We start from the raw sequence: 19,523 nt of genomic DNA on the forward strand, positions 1-19,523 counted from the left end.
CCCATGGATACGAGTGAGGCCGGCAGACAGCTGATCGACGGCCGTTTCGAGCTGGTCGCACCCCTAGGCAGCGGGGGCATGGGTACGGTGTGGCGCGCCCGCGACATCGCCCTGCACCGCGAGGTCGCGCTCAAGGAGGTGCGCCCGCCGGACCCGGCGACCGCCGCCGCCCAGCCCGGCCTCGCGGACCAGATGCGCGAACGCGCCGTCCGCGAGGCCCGCGCCCTCGCCCGTCTCGCCCACCCCCACGTGGTGACGATCCACCACATCGTCGAGCCCGCGCAGGGCACGGACGGGCACCCGTGGATCGTCATGGAGATGGTCCGCGGCGGCTCCCTGCACGACCGCCTGGAGTCCGGCCCCATGCCGCCCGCCGAGGTGGTGCGCCTCGGCCTCGACGTGCTGTCCGCGCTGCGCGCCGCGCACGCCGAGGGGATCCTCCACCGTGACGTGAAGCCCGCCAACGTGCTGCTGCGCCCCGACGGGTCGGCCGTGCTGACCGACTTCGGCATCGCCGCGCTGCACGACTCCACCGGACTCACCGCGACCGGTGTGCTGATCGGCTCCCCGGAGTACATCGCGCCCGAACGTGTCCGCGGGGAGGAGGGGCTGGCCGCCTCCGACCTGTGGTCGCTGGGCATGCTGCTCTACGTGGCCGCGGAGGGGGTCCACCCGCTGCGCCGGGCCACCAGTCTGGCCACGGTCGTCGCGGTGCTCGACGAGCCGATCCCGGCGCCCGTGCGCTCCGGCCCGCTGGCGCCCGTACTGGAACGCCTGCTCGTGCGGGACCCGGCCGCGCGGCCCGACGGCGCACAGCTGGAACAACTGCTCCGGGACGCGAGCGCCGCTCTCGGATCCGGCTACGGCGCGCCGGGCGCCGCGCCGGCCGTGTCCGGACCGGCGGTCCCGGCGCCCGCCGCGCCGGTCGTCCCGGGTCAGTACGGCCCGTACGGCGGCCCGTACGGGTCGCCCACCCCGCCGCCGTTCGGCCAGGGCGGCTCCCCCTACGCGGCCCCCACCACGCCCGTCGTGCTGACGCCCGCACCGCGCAGGCGCCCGGCCCTGATCGGCGCCGCGCTCACCGTGGTGCTGGCGGCCGCGGTCGTCGGGATCGTGCAGCTGATACCCGACGGGAACTCCGGGGACGACGCTGCCGACTCCCGCGCCACCCGGCCCGCCGTCGCCACCCAGGCCGGTACCCCGGCTTCCACACCCGGTGCGAAGGCGAGTACCTCCAAGACCGACACGGCCCGCGGCAGCATGCTCACCCCGCAGAACATCCGGATCGCCCTGGACGCGCTCAAGGAGAAGACCGGCACCACCACCTTCGTGGACCTCAAGGTCTACGAGGGGTACGTCCTCGCCTCGATCCCCACCGCCCCCGGCGCCGATACCGTCGACGCCTGGCAGTACCGCGACGGCACCGCCAAGCGCACGGGCCCGGACGGCACGGTCGAGGAGGGCGAGCCGCTCATCGACATGGCCACCGTCAACTGGGACGCGCTGCCCGGCCTGCTGGAGCAGTCCAAGAAGGACCTGGGCGTCGAGAAGCCGACCTCGACCTACGTGATCGTCGAGCCCTGGATGATGGACCAGGTCCCCTGCATGCGGCCGTACATCACCGACGAGTACGGTCGCGGCGGCTACGTACTGGCCGGGACCGACGGCAAGGTCAAGAAGGTCACCAAGCTCTGAGATCGTCTACCCGTACGCACGTACGGACCGACGCGTTCAGGAGTACGACCACGATGCCCAGTTGGCGCACCACCCTCACGGGGGCCGGCATATCCGGCCCCCGGCTGCGCGACGACTACACCCACGCCGCCCGCCGGGTGCTCCGCCGCGAGCCCGCCCCGTACCTGGCGCTGCGGCTGCTCGCCGCGCCGCCGCTGGTGCCCGCGCTCGCCGCGGGTCTCGCCTTCATGAACCTGGTCGACGACGTCGCCGAGACCGGTACCCCGCAGCAGCGGGCCGCCGGTCTCGCCGCGCTGTCCGGGCGGGTGGAGGCGGCCCTGGAGTCCGGGGACAGCCCCGACCCCCTGCTGCGGGCCTACGCGCACGCGGTGGACTCCCGCGGCCTGCCCCGGCACTGGGTCTCCCGGTTCCTGCGGGGCGCCGCCACCGCCGAGGCCGGCTTCGACGGCTTCGCCGCGGAGGAGGACTTCCAGGCGTACCTCGACGCCTACGCGTGGCCCGGGGTGCTGGTCTTCACCGGGCTGCAGTACCGGGGCGGCCCCGACCCGGAACAGGCCGCGGGCTGGCGGCGGTTCGTCGACGCCGCCCAGCGCGTGGACTTCCTCGCCGATCTCCGCGAAGACCTCGCGGACGGCCGGCTCTGCATCCCGCGGGCCCGGCTGGAGGAGCACTCCGTGACCCGGGCCGACCTGGAACAGGCCCGTGACACCCCGGCCGTGCGCGCCCTCCTGGCCGCCGAGTGCCGGCGGGCCCGTACGGCCCTGGACGCGGCCCACGGCATCGGCGGCCTCGCCGAACCCGGGCTGCGTCCCGTCGTCGCGACCATGACGGAGCTGATGGCGCACCAGCTGACCGCCGTGGAGCGGGCGGGAGCCGCCGCCCTGCGCCGGGACATCGGCTACGGCATGGCGGCGCCCCTGCGGATCCTCGTCCGCGCCGCCCGCCGTCGTCCGGCGTGAACCGGCGCGGGGAGTTCCCCGGCTTCTAGGCCGTCTCTTCCGGATCTTGCCGGGCCCGCGACGCCCGGCACCGCACCTGGCCGCGTTGTCGGGGCGCCCGAGTACGTCCAGTACACAGGCACCCCTCCGCCTTGCCATGCTTCCCCTCGGCCCTGGCGGGCCTGGGGAGGCCCCATGGCACCGGACGCCGCGGGCTCGGCCGACAAGATCCGAAAGAGACGGCCTAGTAGGCCCCGTTGACGTTGTCGATCGAGCCGTAGCGCGCGGCCGCGTAGTTGCAGGCGGCGGTGATGTTGGCGACCGGGTCGTAGGAGTTCGTCGAGGTGCCGGGCACGTGGTAGGCGCGGAAGGTCGGATCGATGACCTGGAGCAGCCCCTTGGAGGGGATGCCGTTCCGGGCGTTGATGTCCCAGTTGTTGATCGCCAGCGGATTGCCCGAGGACTCCCGCATCACATTGCGGTGAATTCCGTTGTAGGAGCCGGGAATACCGTGCTTGGCCATGACGGCGAGGGACTCGCGGATCCACCCGTCGAGATTGTTCGGGTAGGCGGTGACGGCGGCGGGCTTGGCGGCGGGCTTGGCGGCGGGCTGGGCAGCGGGCTTGAGCGCGGTCCGGGCGGCGGACCTGCTCGCACGGTCGGGCTCCGCCGCCTGGGTGCCGAGCTTCAGTTTGATGCCGGGCCGGATGATCGACGGGTTGTCACCGACGACGCTCCGGTTCGCCGCGTAGAGCTGCTGCCAGCCGCCGCTCACGGAATGCTTCGCCGCGATCTCCGAAAGGGTGTCGCCCGCGAGCACGGAATACGTCGTGGGGGCGGCGGCCGTCTCCACCGCCCCGGCGGTGGTCGCACTGATCAGCGGGAGAGTGAGGGCCGCCCCGCCGGTGCCGGCGAGCGCCAGCTTGCGGGTGATCCGGTAGTGCTTCGGCCGACGGTGCTTACCCTTTGCAGGCATGGCGGAATTCCTCACGTGGGGGGACGGGAGATCCCGGGCGGGGGCCGGATTCGGCAGCTGACCACCAGGAACGAGGTGACCGTAGGCGAGCCCGACGCGCGGGAACAAGACCCGAATTCCACCGATAGATCGACATCTCGTTATCGGTCGGGTAAATGACCTTGAAGGCGTATCGGCGCAATAGCCGATTCCCTTTCCGGGAAAAGGGAATCGGCTGTTTGCCGGAAATGATGTTGAGATGTCCGGTGTGGCTCACATCACGGTTTGCCGACCGGATGGCCAATACGGGCAAGTCCGCCCTCTAGGCGTCTCATTCGGGCTACTGGCCCTTAGGTGTCGAATCGCCCATTCAGGACTCTTTCCGGCAGGCTTCCGGCAGGCTTCCGGCCGGTGCGCGCCCCGGGGTCACGCCAGCCGCTCCAGGGCGGCCGTCACGGCCGTCACCGCCCCTCGCGAGGCCGGCAGCAGGGGCAGCCGGACGTCCGGGGTCGGGATCCGCCCCTGGGCGTGCAGGACGCCCTTGAGCACCGCCGGATTGGGCTCGGCGAACGCCGCCGCCGACATCCGGGCCAGCGCGTGCCCCAGCGGCCGCGCCCGGGCCACGTCGCCCTCCCTCCAGGCCTCGGCGAGCTCCACGAAGCGCTCCGTCGCCAGATGCGCCGAGGCCAGGATCCCGCCCACCGCACCCAGCGCCAGCAGCGGGGACAGGTGCGCGTCGTCACCGGCCAGCACCTCGAACCCGGCCGGCAGGTCACCGAGCAGCGCCACCGCGTCCTCGCCGATGCCGCCGCCCGCGTACTTCACCCCGGCGACCCCCGGCAGTGCCCCGAGCGCCCGCAGCGCGGCCGCGTCCAGGGGCTGCCCGGTCCGGTACGGGATGTGGTAGACGATCAGCGGTACCGGGCTCACCTCGGACAGCCGCGCGAAGTGCGCCAGCACGCCCGCGGCCGAGGGGCGGACGAACGGCGGCACGGTCACCAGCGCCGCCCGCACCTGCGGCCACCGGGTCAGCCGGGCCAGCGAGGCCTCGGCGGCGCGGGTGCCGCCGGCCCCCGCACCGACGGTCAGGGGCGCGCCCCGCTCCCCGCAGACCCGGGCGCACACCCCGGTGGCGAGGTCGCGCTCCGCCTCGTCGAGACCGGCCGCCTCCGCGGTGGTGCCCAGGGCGACGATGCCGGAGGCGCCCGCGTCGAGCGCCTCGTGGGCGAGTGCCTCCAGCGCCTCGGCGGCGACCTCCCCGGTGCGGGTGAAAGGAGTGATCAGCGGTACGTGGATCCCGTGCAACGGGAGGTTCCCTGCGATGTCCTGTGCCATGCCCAAGAGCCTCGCCCGCCCGAAGGATCAAATCCAGTTCGCTTTCCTTACCCAACCCGTAAGCTGAGCCGATGCTCGATGTACGACGCCTGCGCCTGCTGCGCGAACTCGCCCGCCGCGGCACCATCGCCGCCGTCGCCGAGGCCCTCAGCTTCAGCCCTTCGGCGGTCTCCCAGCAGCTCGGCGTCCTCGAACGGGAGGCCGGCCTGCCCCTGCTGGAGCGCACCGGCCGCGGGGTCCGCCTCACCCCGGCCGGCCGGCACCTGGTCGGACACGCCGAGGCGGTCCTCGAACGGCTGGAACAGGCCGACGCCGACCTCGCCGAAGCGCGCGGGGGCCTCGCCGGAGCCCTGCGGATCGGCGCCTTCCCCACCGCCACCCGGGCCATCGTCCCGGCCGCGCTGACCGCCCTCGCCCGGCGCCACCCGGGGCTGGAGCCCATGGTCTCGGAGACGGACCCGGCGGCGGTGGCCCACGCCCTGCGGGCCGGGGACCTGGACGTGGCCCTGGTGCACGAGTACGACTTCGTACCCGCCGAGCCCGAGCCGGGACTGGCCACCGAACCGCTCTACGTCGAGGCGATGTATCTGGCCGCGCCCGCCGCCGGGACCCCCGGCGAGGCCCCCGCCGAGACCCCTGCCGGAGCCCCCGCCCCGCCCGGGGGACCCGCCGGGTCCGGGGGAGCCGACCAGGGTGCGGTCCTGCGCGGGCACGCCCGGGCGCCCTGGATCACCGCCACCCCCGGCACCCTCTGCCACGCCATGACCGTCCGGGCCTGCCAGGCCGCCGGTTTCACCCCGCGGGTCCGCCACCAGGTCGACGAGTTCGCCACCGTGCTCGCCCTCGTCGCGGCGGGCCAGGGGGTGGCCGTCGTACCGCAGCTCGGGGTCACGGGCCCGGCCGATCCGGCCGTACGCCTCACCCGCCTGCTCATGGAGCGCCGCACCAAACTCGCCTTCCGCAGCGGAGCCGGCGCGCACCCGGCCGTGGCGGCCTTCGGCACGGCACTTCGGGCCGCCGTACCACCGGACCTGGCCGGGTCGCGCGCCGGAACGTGACACAACTCCCGTACCGCGTGCCGTCCGTGTACGTTCGTTGATCCAGACGGATACGATCAGAGCGGGGTACGACGTGACACATCGCGTACGAGGGGTCATCGCCCGGAGCAAGGGCGCACCGGTGGAGACGACGACGATCCTCGTGCCCGACCCGGGACCCGGCGAGGCCCTCGTCCGGGTGCAGGCCTGCGGGGTCTGCCACACCGACCTGCACTACCGTGAGGGCGGAATCAACGACGAATACCCCTTCCTGCTCGGCCACGAGGCCGCCGGGGTCGTCGAATCGGTCGGCCCGGACGTCACCTCCGTGGCCCCCGGCGACTTCGTGATCCTGAACTGGCGTGCGGTGTGCGGCACCTGTCGCGCCTGCAGGCGCGGACGCCCGTGGTACTGCTTCGCCACGCACAACGCCACCCAGCCCATGACCCTCGAGGACGGCACCCCGCTCTCCCCGGCCCTCGGCATCGGCGCCTTCGCCGAGAAGACCCTGGTCGCGGCCGGACAGTGCACCAAGGTGGACCCGGCCGCAGCCCCGGCCGCCGCCGGACTACTCGGCTGCGGGGTGATGGCCGGCCTGGGCGCCGCCCTGAACACCGGCAACGTCGGCCGGGGCGACTCCGTCGCCGTCATCGGCTGCGGGGGAGTGGGCAACGCGGCCGTGGCCGGAGCCCGCCTCGCGGGCGCCTCGCGGATCATCGCGGTGGACCTGGACGACCGGAAGCTGGAGTGGGCCCGGGGCCTCGGCGCCACCCACACCGTCAACGGGCGCACGGAAGACGTGGTCAAGGCCGTCCAGGCCCTGACCGGTGGCAACGGCGCGGACGTCGTCATCGACGCCGTGGGCCGCCCCGAGACGTACCAGCAGGCCTTCTACGCGCGCGACCTGGCCGGGACGGTGGTCCTGGTGGGCGTGCCGACCCCGGAGATGAAGCTCGAACTCCCGCTCCTGGACGTCTTCGGCCGCGGCGGCGCCCTGAAGTCCTCCTGGTACGGGGACTGCCTGCCCGAGCGCGACTTCCCGCTGCTCATCGACCTCTACCTGCAAGGCCGGCTCGACCTGGACGCCTTCGTCTCCGAAACCATCCCGCTCGACGGCGTCGAGGACGCCTTCGCACGGATGGAACGCGGCGAGGTCCTCCGCTCGGTCGTCGAGTTCTGACACCCCGGCCGGGCCGTCCGGCCCGGTCCGGTTCGGTCCGGTCCTGCCTAGACTCGGACCGCCACACCCCCCGCGCCCCCGCCGCCACCCGGCCGGGGCGCGGTCCTTCATCTCCTCGTACCCCTGGGGGCCCGTCCGTGACCACCGCGCACACCTACCGCCAGCCCGGCACGGTCCTCACCGACCACCGGTTCTCCGTCCCCCTGGACCACGCGCGCCCGGACGGGGAGCGGATCGAGCTGTACGCCCGCGAGGTCGTGGCCGCCGGCAGGGACCCCGAGGCGCTGCCGTGGCTGCTCTACCTGGAGGGCGGCCCGGGCTTCGGCGCCCGCCGCTTCATCGGCCGCCAGGCCTGGCTGGAGCGCGCGCTGACCGAATTCCGGGTGCTGCTCCTCGACCAGCGCGGAACCGGCCGCTCCACCCCGGTGAACCGGCAGACCCTGCCCCTGCGCGGCACCCCCGCCCAGCAGGCGGAGTACCTCGCCCACTTCCGCGCCGACTCCATCGTGCGCGACGCCGAGGCCATCCGCCCCGGCCTGACCGGCGGCGCGCCCTGGACCGTGCTCGGCCAGAGCTTCGGCGGCTTCTGCACGACCCACTACCTCTCCACCGCGCCCGAAGGCCTCACCGCCGCCCTGATCACCGGCGGCCTCCCGTCCCTGACCGCCACCGCCGACGAGGTCTACGAGGCCGCGTACCCCCGCATCGAGCGCAAGAACCTGGCCCACTACGCCCGGTACCCGATGGACGTCGAGCGCGCCCGCCGGATCGCCGCCCACCTCGCGGAGCAACCGGCCGAACTCCCCGGCGGCCACCGCCTCACCGTCGAGGGCTTCCAGTCCCTCGGCATCCTCCTCGGCGGGGGCGACGGCAGCCACCGGCTCCACTACCTGTTGGAGGACGCCTTCGTACCGACCCCCGCGGGACCCGCCCTCTCCGACGCCTTCCTGGAGAACGTCCGCGCCGAGCTCTCCTTCGCCGGGCACCCCCTCTACGCGCTGGTCCACGAGGCGATCTACGCCCAGGACCCCGCCACCCCCACCGCCTGGGCCGCCGAACGGGTGCGCGCCGGCCACCCCGGCTTCGACGCCGGCAAGACCCTCGCGGGCGACGAGCCGCTGCTCTTCACCGGCGAGACCATCCACCCCTGGCACTTCACCACCGACCCGGCCCTCGCCCCGCTGCGCGAGACCGCCGAACTGCTGGCCGCCCGCACCGGCTGGCAGCCGCTCTACGACCCGGCGCGCCTGGCCGCCAACGAGGTGCCGGTGGCCGCCGCCGTCTACCACGACGACATGTACGTGGACACCGCGCACTCGCTCGAGACGGCCCGGTCCGTCCGGGGTCTGCGGACCTGGGTGACGGACGAGTTCGAGCACGACGGCGTGCGCGCCGGCGGCCCCCGCGTCCTGGACCGCCTGCTGTCCCTGGTCCGCGACGAGGCCTGAGGCGGCCGAGGCCTGAGGCGGCCGAGGCCTGAGCCGGCCGAGGCCCGGGTCAGCCGAGGCCCGGCTCAGCCGGGCTCCACGAACGCGCGGGTCAGGTGCGCGGTGGCCAGCACGGCGCCGCGCTCCCTCGCGCGGGTCAGCAGGGCCCGGCGTGAGGCGCGGGCGGTGTGCCGGTCGCGTTCGTGGGAGTACGGCACCGCCGGGTCGGCCAGCTGCACCGCGTGCACCAGCGCGTCCCCGGTGACCACCACGTCGCGGGCTCCGTCCCCCTGGTCCACCAGCACCGACTGGTGCCCCGGGGTGTGCCCGGGCGTCGGCAGCAGGGTGATGCCGGGCGCCAACCGGTGGGCCCCGTCGACCTCGTGCAGCTGCCCGCTCGCCCGCAACGGCGCCACCGTCCAGTCCCACACCGGGTCCGCCCGGTCCAGCCCGGCCACCTCCGCGCGCTGCACCACGTACCGCGCCGCCGGGAAGAACGGCTCCCCGCCGGCCCCCGACGACCAGCCCGCGTGGTCCTCGTGAAGGTGGGTCAGGACCACCGCCTCCACGTCGGCCGGAGCGATACCGGCCGCCGCGAGGGCGTCCGGCAGCCGCCCAGGCACCGGCGCCCAGGCGGCGGCCGGGGACCGGGCCGGCCCGATCCCGGCGTCCACCAGCACCCAGCGGCCGCCGGGCCGGGCGACCGCGAAGCACCGGAAGTCCAGCCTCCATGCCCCGTCGGGCCCGGACGCGCCCGGATCCAGCCGCCCGGCCCGCTCCCACGCGGCCTCGCTCGCCCCCGGGAAGGCCGTACGGGCCGGCTCGAAGAAGATCCCCGTGGCGTCGAGCAGCGCCACCACCTGCCCGTGTCGGTCCATTCGCCTATTGTGCGAGGCATGACCGAACAACCTGACCAGCAGCCCGCATTGCAGCCCATGCCCACCGACTGGACGCGCGCCCTCGCGGTGGTCGCGCACCCCGACGACCTGGAGTACGGCTGTGCCGCGGCCATCGCGCACTGGACGGACGGGGGCCGGGAGTTCGTCTACCTCCTCGCCACGCGCGGCGAGGCGGGCATCGACAGCATCGACCCCGCCGACTGCGGTCCCCTGCGCGAGGCGGAGCAGCGGGCGAGCGCCGCGGTCGTCGGCGTGTCCGAGGTGGAGTTCCTGGACTACCGCGACGGCGTCGTCGAGTACGGCCTCGGCCTGCGCCGGGACATCGCCGCCGCCATCAGGCGGCACCGGCCCGAGCTGATCGTCACCCTCAACCACCGCGACACGTGGGGCGGCGCGCAGGGCGGCGGCTACTGGAACACCCCCGACCACAAGGCCGTCGGCCGGGCCGTGCTGGACGCGGCCGGCGACGCCGGGAACCGCTGGATCTTCCCCGAGCTGATCGAGCAGGGCCTGGAGCCGTGGAACGGCGTGCGCTGGGTCGCGGTGGCCGGATCCGCCACCCCGACGCACGCGGTCGACGCGGGCCCCGGGCTGGAGCGCTCGATCAAGTCCCTCCTGGAGCACAAGGCGTACATCGAGGTGCTCACGGACCAGGACCCCGAGGAGTACGTCCGCACCTTCCTCACCGGGAACGCCGAGCAGGCCGCGGCCCGGTTCGGCGGCCGGCCGGCCGTGGTGTTCGAAGTCTTCCCCCGCTGACCGGCCGCCCCTAGTCTGACGATCCGTCAATTAGGCGGATCGTCAGACATCGGGGCCGGGGGTGCGGGACACGGTGATCGACACCATCTCCACGGAGATCGCGGAGGGCGAGGAGCGGATCAGGCTGGAGGTCGCGGACGGCGTCGCGGTCCTCACCCTGTGCCGCCCGGACCGGCTCAACGGCTGGAGCTGGGAGTCCACCCGCCAGCTCGGCCTGCTCGCGGACCGGATCCGCTTCGATGCGTCCGTACGGGCGGTGCTTCTGCGGGCCGAGGGCCGGGCCTTCTGCGCGGGCATCGACGTGACCGCCCCGGGCGGCGCCATCACGGGCGACTCGCCTGCCGAGCGCACCCGCAACTACTACGAGGGCATCCGCTGGGTGCACGAGCGGTTCGCCGTCCTCGCCCGCCTCCCGCAGCCGGTGGTGGCCGCCGTCCAGGGCTACTGCCTCGGCTTCGGCTTCGAGCTGGCGCTGATGGCCGACATTCGGGTGGCCGCCGAGGACGCCGTCTTCGCGCTCCCGGAAGCCGGGCTGGGGGTGGCGGTGGACGCGGGCGGCGACCTGCGCATCGCCCGCGAGGCGGGCGCGGGCTGGGCCAAGTACCTGGCCCTGACGGGCCGGCGGATCGACGTGGCGACGGCGCAGCGACTCCATCTCCTCCAGCTGGTGGTCCCCGGCGAGGAGCTGGAGGCCGCCACCCGCGCCGTGGTGCGGGAGATCGCCGATAACGCGCCGCTCGCCGTCCAGGGCATCAAGCGCGCGATCGACGGTTACGCCGACGCCGCCCTCCCCGCGGCCCTCGACCGGGTGGCGATGACCGCGGCCCTCACCCTCACCTCGGACGACTGCCGGGAGGGTTACACCGCCAAGGCGGCCCGCAGGCCCCCGCGCTTCAGCGGAGGCTGAGCACCGGCCGGGTCGAGAACTCCTCGTACATGCCCTCGCCGTCCGGGCCGTACGTGAACTCGGCCGCGGACGGGTTGCGGTTGGCGGTGGCCAGCGGCAGCCAGCCGAGCAGATCGCCGTACCCGCCGCAGACGGCCTCCCCGCCGTCGCCGCCGTGCACCCGGGTCGGGTCCGCGCTGAGCTCCGTGCCGTAGCTGTCGTAGGCGATGTGCAGCCCGAAGGCGTTCGGTTCGTGCCGCCGGCCTGAGCCGCCCCCGTACGGCGGCTCGTCCAGGGGGCACTCGTTCCCCCACCGGAACAGGGTGCCGGCCCCGGCCCCGCAGGCGTGCTCCCACTCGTCGGCGCCGGGCATGCGCAGCCCGTGCGCCGCGAGCGCGGCCGGCATGTCGGCCGCCGCCTCGGTCAGGGCCTCGTCCTCCACGGCCATGAGCACGGTGGCCAGCGTCGCGGTGCGCGGCGGGCTGAGCACGTCGGCGAGATAGGACTTCAGGTCCTCGTGCCCGTACCCGTACCCCTCGTCCACGCTCGCCGCGTAGTCGGCGGTCTGAGCGGGCGTCGGCTCCCAGGCGTCCGGGTCGAAGCCCAGCCGCACCGTCCCGCCGGGCACGAGGGCGAACTCCCGCCCCTCGCGCTCGATGCGCACGCGGTGCAGCGGACGGCCCAGGTGTTCGACGGCGTCGAGCAGCACCACCCGGCCGCCCACCTGCGCGGCGGCCTCGTGGGCGAGGCGTCCGGCGGCGCCCGGGTCGAGCGAGCGCCAGCGGTCAAGGGTCAGATCGGCGAGAGACATGCTCCGATCCTCGCACCGCCCACCGACAACCGGCGCTCAGGGGGAGGGGGTGAAGGGGCCGCGGCCCAGCTGCGTGCGGACCGGGACCACCTCGGGGCTGACCACCGACCGGCGCTGCCAGTTCGCGCCGTCCACCACCAGCGTGTGCCCGGTGATGAACCGGGCGTACGGGGAGGCCAGGAAGGTGGCGGCCCAGCCCAGTTCACGCGGCGCGCCGACCCGCAGGGCGGGCTGCCGTGAGTCCCTCGCGCCGGGCGCGGCGCGCTCCAGGCCGCCCCGGATGTCCTCCGTCATGTCGGCGTGCGGGAACAGCCCGGGGACGAGCCCGTTGATCTGGATGCCGTACGGGCCCCACTCGACGGCGAGCGTCTCCACCAGGCTCTTCACCCCGGCCTTGGCCGCGGCGCTGTGGGCGAAGCCCGGCCCGCCCGTCCAGGCGTACGAGGCACCGAGGTTCACGATCGAGCCGCCGGTGCCCGCGGCGAGGTGGCGGCGGCCGAACTCGCGGGTCATCAGCCAGGTGCCCGTCAGCGTGATGTCCACGACCGCCCGCCAGGCGTTCGGCGAGAGGTCCTCAGCGGGGGAGGGGAAGTTCGCGGCCGCGTTGTTGACCAGCACGTCCGGCAGGCCGAAGGCCGCCTGCGCCGCGTCGAAGACCTCGGCGACCCGCTCCGGATCCCTGATGTCGCAGACGGCGGCCGTCACCCGGCCCGCGCCGGGGACGGCCGCCAACTCCTCGCGCGCCGCCTTGAGCTGCTCGGCGCGCCGACTCGCGATCACCAGATCGGCGCCGAGCCGGGCGAACTCGGCGGCGATGGCCTTGCCCAGCCCGGTGCCGCCGCCGGTCACGAGGACCACCTGGCCTTCGAAGGTCCCGGAGGGCAGGGCGGCGGCGCCGAGCGCCGGTGGCGCGGGCAGCCCGCGCCGGATCTCGTCCGTCATGGGGCATCGATAGCGCGCGGGCGCCGAGATCGCCATCCCCCGGACAGGACCGGCTCGGGACCGGGGGCCGGGGGTCCGGGACCCCCGGGCGGTCAGCCCTTCGGGGCGTACGCCTGCTTGCTCGCGCAGGTCCAGACAACGGCCTTGCCGTCCCGCGTCTCCCGGTCGGTGATCATGCCGGCGACACGGTCGTCGTCGGTGGCCGCGAAGGCCCGGCTCAGCGGCACGCCCGGGGTCCCGGCGGGGAAGGGCAGCACCAGCGGCTCCCCCTTGCCGGGCCAGTAGACGGCCTGGAAGGAACTGGGCCAGCTCTCCTCGAAGTTGGTGGCCGTGCCGACGGCCACGTTCGTGGTCGGGCTGCTGCCGTTGAACTCCAGGTCGTGGTAGCCCTTGGCCCGGCCCGGGTCGGCGGGCAGGGCGTCGTACGGCTTCTTCCAGACGGCCGGGGTCAGCTTCGGGTCGTTGCGGTAGTAGTAGTCCTCCAGGCCCACCACCCGGCCGCGGTCGTCGATGTCCCGGCCGGCCGTCACGAACGAGGAGTGGTAGCCGTTCCACACCTGGAGGCTGTAGGGCGGGTAGCCGCCCCCGGCCGGCCAGACCACCGGGAAGGTCTTGGTGACCATGATGTCGTTCTCGGCGTCGAAGTAGGAGCCGGAGACCGTGCCGACGATGTCACCGCGCTTGTTGATGCCGTTCAGCGAAGTGACCGTGCTGCCGGCGATCGCGTCGGCCGGGACCGGCAGTTCGCGCACGACCTTCCCGTTCACCCACTCCTTGGCGACGCCCCCGTCGGCGTAGACGACCCGCCCCGACTCGTTGACGTCGACATCGGCGAAGCGGCCCTCCTTGCCCGGCGCGGTGAGCGGCTCGGAGGTCGTGGCGCCCCGCTGGTGGGTGAAGGCGACCATGGCCTGATCCGAGGTGCGGGTGGCCGTGCCCACCATCAGGCCCTTGGCGCTGACCGCCTTGACGCTGCCCCGGTCGAAGCCGGCGGGCAGCGGGACGGCGTGGACCGTGTGCTCGGTGCCGGTCCAGTAGACGGGCAGACCGGCACTGTCGCCGACCACGATGCCGCCGGTACCGAAGCCCACCGCCGTGGAACCGGTCGCCCCCGGCAGCGCGGGGAGGATCTCGATCCCCGGGGTGCAGGAGGCCGCCGTGCCCGCCGCGGCGGCCGGACCGGCCGCGGTGATCAGGCCCGCCAGAACGATGGCGGCTCCGGCCGCGGACATGCTTCTTCTCATGTGGTTGTCCCCCCTGGACAGGTGCTGTTCCCCGTTGAGTCATGACACGTGCACGCCACATGTTGCCTGATCTTGAGGAGGAAGTGGCCTGAATGACGCGTGTTGAATCGTTCCGGAGGGTTCTCCACCCCGGCCGGTGGTTCCCAGAGAGGCAAGCGACTGCTTAGTATGCCCGCGGAGCGTGTGGTTCCTCGACGGCGGCTGGAGGCCCCGGATGCAGGCATGGCGAGTACATACCCCCGGCGAACCCCGAGAGGCACTTCGCCTCGAAGAGATTCCCGAACCGGTACCCGGCGAGGGCGAGGTGCGGCTGCAGGTGCTCGCGGCGAACCTCAACTTCCCCGACGCGCTGCTCGTCCGCGGCCAGTACCAGATCCGTCCACCGCTGCCCTTCACCCCCGGCGTCGAGATCTGCGGCCTCACCGACGACGGCCGCCGCGTCATCGCCACCCCGAGCCTGCCCCACGGCGGCTTCGCCGAGTACGTGATCGCCTCCGAGCGGGCCCTGCTCCCGGCCCCCGAGAGCCTGAACGACGCCGAGGCCGCGGCCCTGCACATCGGCTACCAGACCGGCTGGTTCGGCCTGCACCGCCGGGCGCGCCTCCAGCCGGGCGAGACCCTCCTCGTGCACGCCGCGGCCGGCGGGGTCGGCAGCGCCGCCGTCCAGCTCGGCAAGGCCGCCGGGGCCACCGTCATCGGGGTCGTCGGAGGCAAGGCCAAGGCGCGCACCGCCGAGGAACTCGGCTGCGACCTGGTGATCGACCGAACGGCCGAGGACGTCGTCTCCCGGGTCAAGGAGTTCACCGGCGGGCGCGGCGCCGACGTGGTCTACGACCCCGTCGGCGGCGCCTCGTACACCGCCTCCGCCAAATGCGTGGCCTTCGAGGGCCGGATCGTCGTCGTCGGCTTCGCGAGCGGGGACATCCCCGCCCCCGCCCTCAACCACGCCCTCGTCAAGAACTACGCGATCCTCGGCCTCCACTGGGGCCTGTACGCCGCCAAGGACCCGGCCGCGATCCTGGCCTGCCACACCGAACTCACCCGCCTCGCCGCCGCAGGCGCCATCAAGCCCCTGATCAGCGAACTCATCGCACTCCCCGCCGTCGCCGACGCCGTCCAGCGCCTCGCCGACGGGACCACCACCGGCCGGGTCGTCCTGGCCATGCCCCGACAGCCGGGTGTGTCCCGATGACCGCGATCACCGCCGACCACCTGCTCACACGCGTGCGGGGCCTGCTCGCCGCGCACCCGCCCGCCGACACCGACCGCGCCGACTTCCTGCGGGCCCGCTTCGACGCGGGCCTCGCCTGGGTCCACTACCCCGAGGGCCTCGGCGGACTCGGCGCGCCCCGCTCCCTCCAGGCCGTCGTCGACGCCGAACTGGCAGCCGCCGGCGCGCCCGACAACGACCCGCGCCGGATCGGCATCGGCCTCGGCATGGCCGCCCCCACGATCCTCGCGTACGGCACCGACGAGCAGAAGCAGCGCTTCCTGCGGCCCCTGTGGATCGGCGAGGAGGTCTGGTGCCAGCTCTTCAGCGAGCCCGGTGCCGGATCCGACCTCGCCGCGCTCGGCACCCGGGCGGTCCGCGAGACGGGCTCCGGCGACTGGATCGTCGACGGGCAGAAGGTGTGGACCTCCAGCGCCCACACCGCCCGCTGGGCCATCCTGATCGCCCGCACCGACCCCGGGCTCCCCAAGCACCAGGGCATCACCTACTTCCTCTGCGACATGCACGCCCCGGGCGTCGAGGTCCGGCCGCTGCGCCAGATCACCGGCGAGGCCGAGTTCAACGAGGTCTTCCTCACCGGCGTCCGCATCCCCGACTCCCACCGCCTCGGTGCCGTCGGCGAGGGCTGGGCGGTCGCCCGCACCACCCTGATGAACGAGCGGGTCTCCATCGGCGGCATGCGCATCCCGCGCGAGGGCGGCATGATCGCCCCCGTCGCCGCCGCCTGGCGCGAACGCCCCGAACTGCGCACCCACGCCCTCCACCAGCGGCTGCTGGAGCTGTGGGTCGAGGCCGAGGTCGCCCGCCTCACCGGGGAACGGCTGCGCCAGCAGCTCGCCGTCGGACAGCCCGGCCCCGAGGGGTCGGGCATGAAGCTCACCTTCGCCCGGCTCAACCAGGAGATCAGCGGACTGGAGGTCGAACTCCTCGCGGAGGAGGGCCTCCTGTACGACGACTGGACCATGCGCCGGCCCGACGGCGTCGACTTCACCGGCCGCGAGGCCGGCTACCGCTATCTGCGCGCCAAGGGCAACAGCATCGAGGGCGGCACCAGCGAAATCCTCCTCAACATCGTCGCCGAACGCGTCCTCGGCCTGCCCCCCGAGCCGCGCGACGACAAGGACCTCGCCTGGAAGGACCTCAACCGATGACCACCCCGGCGGCACCGACCGACCTGCTCTACTCCGGGACCGAGGAGGAGCTCCGCTCCGCCGTCCGCGCGCTCCTCACCGACCGCTGCGACGCGAAGAGCGTCCTCGACCGGGCCGGGACGGACCGGCCGCACGACCCGGCGCTCTGGCACACCCTCGCCGTCGAGATCGGCGCGGCCGGTCTCCTCGTCCCCGAGAAGCTCGGTGGACAGGGCGCGAGCCACCGCGAGGCGGCCGTGGTCCTGGAGGAGCTGGGCCGGGCCGTGGCGCCCGTCCCGTACCTGACGAGCGCCGTGCTCGCCACGGAGATCCTGCTCGGCTGCGATACGGCGGAAGCCGCCACGCTGCTGCGGGAGCTGGCCTCGGGGCGCACGGTGTGCGTGCCGGCCGTGCCGCTGACCCTCGCTCCGGGCGCGCCCCTCCCGGCCCCCGTCCGCGACCTCGGCAGCGGGAGCCTGACCGGCACGGTCACCTCCGTGGCGGACGCGGTGGCCGCCGACGTCCTGCTGGTCCTGGCCGACACCGGGCTGTACGCCGTCCCGGCCGCCGCGGCCGGGCTGACCCCGAGGGTTCCGCTGGACCTGACCCGCCCGCTCGCCACCGTCACCCTGGAGGCCGCGGCCGGCACCCGTCTCGCCGACGCCGGAACGGCCCGGGCGGCCGTTGCCGGAGCCCTGCTCTCCGGGGCCGGACTGCTCGCCTCCGAGCAGCTCGGGCTCGCCGAGTGGTGCCTGACGGAGACGGTCCGCCACGTCCGGGGCCGCCACCAGTTCAACCGCCCCGTCGGCTCCTTCCAGGCCCTCAAGCACCGCCTCGCCCGGCTCTGGCTCGACGTGGCCTCCGCGCGCGCGGCGGCGAGGGCCGCGGCCGACGCCCTGGCCACCGAGGCCCCCGACGCCCCGCTGACGGTCGCCGTGGCCCAGGCCTACTGCTCGGGCGTGGCCGTCCGCGCCGCCGAGGAGTGCGTACAGCTGCACGGCGGCATCGGCATGACCTGGGAACACCCGGCCCACCTCTACCTCAAGCGGGCCAAGGCCGACTCCCTGGCCCTCGGCACGGCGGGCCACCACCGCGGCCTGGTAGCGGACTTCGCGGAACTCCCCGCGCCGTAGTACGGCCATGGTCTTTGCCTGACCGGTCGGCAGCTTTCGGCGGTGTGCGGAGGGTGAGGCGGATGAGCTGGGAGGATCCGTCTCTGCTGTCCCGGCGTCAAGTTCCCGGGGCGTGGGCGGCGATGGCACGGTGGCGATGAGGCTGGACCGGCTCGTCGAGCGCGGCTTCGGCGGGGCGGTCTCGTCGGACCTGCGGACGCTTTGCCGGGCGATCACCCAGTGCCGGCGGTCTTCGCGGTGCCGGGGACGGGCCTCCACCCGGACCCGGCCGATGACGCGGCGCGGGCCATCGAGCAGGCCTTTCGGGCACACCCGGACGCGGCGACGCGACGACAGGCGCCGGTTCGCCACGGCACGTGCGGGCTCTGCGGCACCTGTTCAACAGCGCCGCACCGCGAACCGGATTGACCTGCCCCACCTCATTTCCGACGCAGGCGACGGATCGGCTTCAGGACGAGCCCCGTGATCCCCGCGGCGCAGACACCCACCGCGCACACCGCCGCGGCGAGCGGGGCCCCCTGGGCGTCGGCGAGTGCGCCGAGCGCGTTGTTGCCCACCACCAGCGCCAGGCTCTGAACGAGCACCAGCAGCGACTGCACCCTGGCCAGGTGGGTGTCCGGGATGTTGGTCAGCACCAGCGGACCGATGTGGCAGGCGAACATCCCGGAACCCGCACCGACGACGATTCCTCCGGCCACAGCCACGGCGGCGGTATCGGCCAGGGCCGCCGCGGCGATTCCCGGCGCCGACGCACACAGCCCCAGCGCCGCACCCCTACCGATCCGGCCCAGGGTGCCCCGCCGCGAGACCACCAGCGCCACAGCGATCATCCCCAGGCTCTGACCACCGGCGACCAGACCGGCCGTCCCCGCACCCCAGCCGTGCTCCCGCGCCAGGAGCGGGTTCAGCAGGGACACCACCGGCAGGAGCAGGCCCGCGGCAGCGGCCGTCAGCAGCAACGCGGGCCGCAGGACCGGATCCCCCACGGCGGTCCGCACCCCGTCGACCGCCCCTGCCAGGAGGCCCTCCCCGCGAGGGGACCGTTCGACGTCGAAGGCCGGCCGGACGCAGACGAGCACCACGAGGACGATCGCGAAGGTGCCCGCATCGGCGACCGCCGCGCCGGTCAGCCCCGCGGCCGCGACGAGTACGGCACCCACCGGAGCCCCGAGCAACGAGGCGATCTGGCCGCCCGCCTGCTGCAGGGCCAACGCCCGGGGGAGCTGGTCCTTCCCCACCAGGCGGCGGGGCATGGACCCGGTGGACGGCAGATAGAACGCGTCGACCGTGCCGATGACGACGGCGACCACGACGAGGAGCCAGGGCGATGCTCCCAGGCGCAAGCCCACCAGGGCCAGTACGAGCGTGGCCGTGAGCATCACGGCATCCCCGGTGATCACCACCCGGCGAGCGCCGAACCGGTCACCGACGGCACCACCCGGCAACAGCAGCAAGGTACGCGGGACGGTGATGGCGGTCAGGACCAGAGCGCCCGTCCCGCCACCATGGGCACTGGCCGCCCAGCCGAGCGCGAAGTACAGGACGGCATCACCGAGCAGCGAGGCACGGGTGCCGATGAGCCAGAAGAGATACGCGCGAGGAAGGGCCGGGCGCGCTGAGACGGGCCGGGCGGTGTCGACGGATGCCATGGGCGCCGACGCTAAGGCCCTCGAGTAGGTCGAGGGCAAGCGCCTGCGGCGAGACCGGGGCATACGAGCTCGATCCGGGGCCCTGCGCCACCGCTCATGTGCCTTCGGACAGTTCGCGCCGGTTCTTCGGTCCCTGAGCCAGGCTGCTGCCGACGAACTGCTCAACGTGTCACGGCAGGTCATGAAGCACAGATGGTGCGACGGGCCGCCCACTGACCCGCGGCAACGCATGCCGTATACACCGACTCTGGCCGAATGTGCCTCTGGCCCAT

At 74.1% G+C, this 19,523-nt stretch carries 17 protein-coding genes; 10 read left to right on the plus strand and 7 right to left on the minus strand.

What is annotated here, in order from left to right; genetic code table 11:
• The first annotated feature begins 3 nt into the window (after positions 1 to 3).
• A complete protein-coding gene (locus tag JYK04_RS38355; protein WP_189744406.1) occupies positions 4 to 1,695 on the plus strand; it encodes a serine/threonine-protein kinase in 1,692 nt (563 codons plus the stop codon).
• Between the two features lie 53 nt (positions 1,696 to 1,748).
• Positions 1,749 to 2,654 carry a phytoene/squalene synthase family protein gene (locus tag JYK04_RS38360; RefSeq protein WP_189744408.1) on the plus strand — a complete coding sequence of 302 codons (906 nt, stop codon included), beginning with the start codon at positions 1,749 to 1,751 and terminating at the stop codon, positions 2,652 to 2,654.
• 223 nt (positions 2,655 to 2,877) lie between these two features.
• Here the strand turns inward: JYK04_RS38360 and JYK04_RS38365 are convergent, their stop codons facing one another.
• Together JYK04_RS38365 and JYK04_RS38370 are read right to left on the minus strand one after the other, a co-directional pair.
• On the minus strand, positions 2,878 to 3,609 hold the full coding sequence (locus tag JYK04_RS38365) for a transglycosylase SLT domain-containing protein (protein WP_189744410.1): 732 nt from the start codon (positions 3,607 to 3,609) through the stop codon (positions 2,878 to 2,880).
• 405 nt (positions 3,610 to 4,014) lie between these two features.
• Positions 4,015 to 4,923 (minus strand): dihydrodipicolinate synthase family protein, encoded by a 909-nt coding sequence (locus tag JYK04_RS38370; protein WP_189744412.1) that lies wholly within the window; start codon positions 4,921 to 4,923, stop codon positions 4,015 to 4,017.
• Positions 4,924 to 4,994: 71 nt separating this feature from the next.
• Here JYK04_RS38370 and JYK04_RS38375 point away from each other — a divergent pair, with 71 nt between their 5' ends.
• From JYK04_RS38375 to JYK04_RS38385, 3 genes are all read left to right on the plus strand, one after another.
• Positions 4,995 to 5,981 carry a LysR family transcriptional regulator gene (locus JYK04_RS38375; RefSeq protein WP_189744414.1) on the plus strand — a complete coding sequence of 329 codons (987 nt, stop codon included), beginning with the start codon at positions 4,995 to 4,997 and terminating at the stop codon, positions 5,979 to 5,981.
• Positions 5,982 to 6,054: 73 nt separating this feature from the next.
• Positions 6,055 to 7,140, plus strand: coding sequence for an S-(hydroxymethyl)mycothiol dehydrogenase (locus tag JYK04_RS38380; RefSeq protein ID WP_189744416.1), 1,086 nt, complete (start codon positions 6,055 to 6,057; stop codon positions 7,138 to 7,140).
• A gap of 137 nt (positions 7,141 to 7,277) precedes the next feature.
• The gene (locus tag JYK04_RS38385) at positions 7,278 to 8,588 is read left to right on the plus strand and encodes an alpha/beta fold hydrolase (protein ID WP_189744418.1); all 1,311 of its coding nucleotides are present in this window, start codon (positions 7,278 to 7,280) and stop codon (positions 8,586 to 8,588) included.
• A gap of 65 nt (positions 8,589 to 8,653) precedes the next feature.
• Here the strand turns inward: JYK04_RS38385 and JYK04_RS38390 are convergent, their stop codons facing one another.
• A complete protein-coding gene (locus JYK04_RS38390; protein WP_189744420.1) occupies positions 8,654 to 9,445 on the minus strand; it encodes an MBL fold metallo-hydrolase in 792 nt (263 codons plus the stop codon).
• A gap of 18 nt (positions 9,446 to 9,463) precedes the next feature.
• On the opposite strand from JYK04_RS38390, the gene JYK04_RS38395 reads away from it, so the two are divergent.
• Complete coding sequence (locus tag JYK04_RS38395; RefSeq protein WP_189744422.1) at positions 9,464 to 10,225, plus strand: PIG-L deacetylase family protein; 762 nt, start codon at positions 9,464 to 9,466, stop codon at positions 10,223 to 10,225.
• A gap of 73 nt (positions 10,226 to 10,298) precedes the next feature.
• On the plus strand, positions 10,299 to 11,132 hold the full coding sequence (locus JYK04_RS38400; RefSeq protein WP_189744424.1) for an enoyl-CoA hydratase/isomerase family protein: 834 nt from the start codon (positions 10,299 to 10,301) through the stop codon (positions 11,130 to 11,132).
• Here the strand turns inward: JYK04_RS38400 and JYK04_RS38405 are convergent.
• The 3 genes from JYK04_RS38405 to JYK04_RS38415 form a co-directional block, all read right to left on the minus strand.
• Complete coding sequence (locus JYK04_RS38405; RefSeq protein WP_189744426.1) at positions 11,119 to 11,922, minus strand: hypothetical protein; 804 nt, start codon at positions 11,920 to 11,922, stop codon at positions 11,119 to 11,121. The two genes, JYK04_RS38400 and JYK04_RS38405, sit on opposite strands and share 14 nt — an antisense overlap.
• 36 nt (positions 11,923 to 11,958) lie before the next feature.
• Positions 11,959 to 12,864 carry an SDR family oxidoreductase gene (locus JYK04_RS38410; RefSeq protein ID WP_189744428.1) on the minus strand — a complete coding sequence of 302 codons (906 nt, stop codon included), beginning with the start codon at positions 12,862 to 12,864 and terminating at the stop codon, positions 11,959 to 11,961.
• Positions 12,865 to 12,956: 92 nt separating this feature from the next.
• Complete coding sequence (locus JYK04_RS38415) at positions 12,957 to 14,096, minus strand: hypothetical protein (RefSeq protein WP_202185967.1); 1,140 nt, start codon at positions 14,094 to 14,096, stop codon at positions 12,957 to 12,959.
• Positions 14,097 to 14,322: 226 nt separating this feature from the next.
• Between JYK04_RS38415 and JYK04_RS38420 the strand changes: the two genes are divergently transcribed.
• The 3 genes from JYK04_RS38420 to JYK04_RS38430 are packed head-to-tail and all read left to right on the plus strand — an operon-like array spanning position 14,323 to position 17,602.
• Entirely contained in the window at positions 14,323 to 15,300 is a 978-nt protein-coding gene (locus JYK04_RS38420) for an NADPH:quinone oxidoreductase family protein (protein WP_189744432.1), read from the plus strand.
• On the plus strand, positions 15,297 to 16,490 hold the full coding sequence (locus JYK04_RS38425; RefSeq protein WP_189744434.1) for an acyl-CoA dehydrogenase family protein: 1,194 nt from the start codon (positions 15,297 to 15,299) through the stop codon (positions 16,488 to 16,490). Before JYK04_RS38420 ends, JYK04_RS38425 begins: the two co-directional genes overlap by 4 nt.
• Complete coding sequence (locus tag JYK04_RS38430) at positions 16,487 to 17,602, plus strand: acyl-CoA dehydrogenase family protein (protein WP_189744436.1); 1,116 nt, start codon at positions 16,487 to 16,489, stop codon at positions 17,600 to 17,602. The genes JYK04_RS38425 and JYK04_RS38430 overlap by 4 nt, the downstream gene beginning before the upstream one ends.
• Before the next feature lie 419 nt (positions 17,603 to 18,021).
• Here the strand turns inward: JYK04_RS38430 and JYK04_RS38435 are convergent, their stop codons facing one another.
• The gene (locus JYK04_RS38435) at positions 18,022 to 19,251 is read right to left on the minus strand and encodes an MFS transporter (protein WP_229876633.1); all 1,230 of its coding nucleotides are present in this window, start codon (positions 19,249 to 19,251) and stop codon (positions 18,022 to 18,024) included.
• Positions 19,252 to 19,523: the final 272 nt, after the last annotated feature.

The organism is Streptomyces nojiriensis (assembly GCF_017639205.1).
Classification (GTDB): Bacteria; Actinomycetota; Actinomycetes; order Streptomycetales; family Streptomycetaceae; genus Streptomyces; species Streptomyces nojiriensis.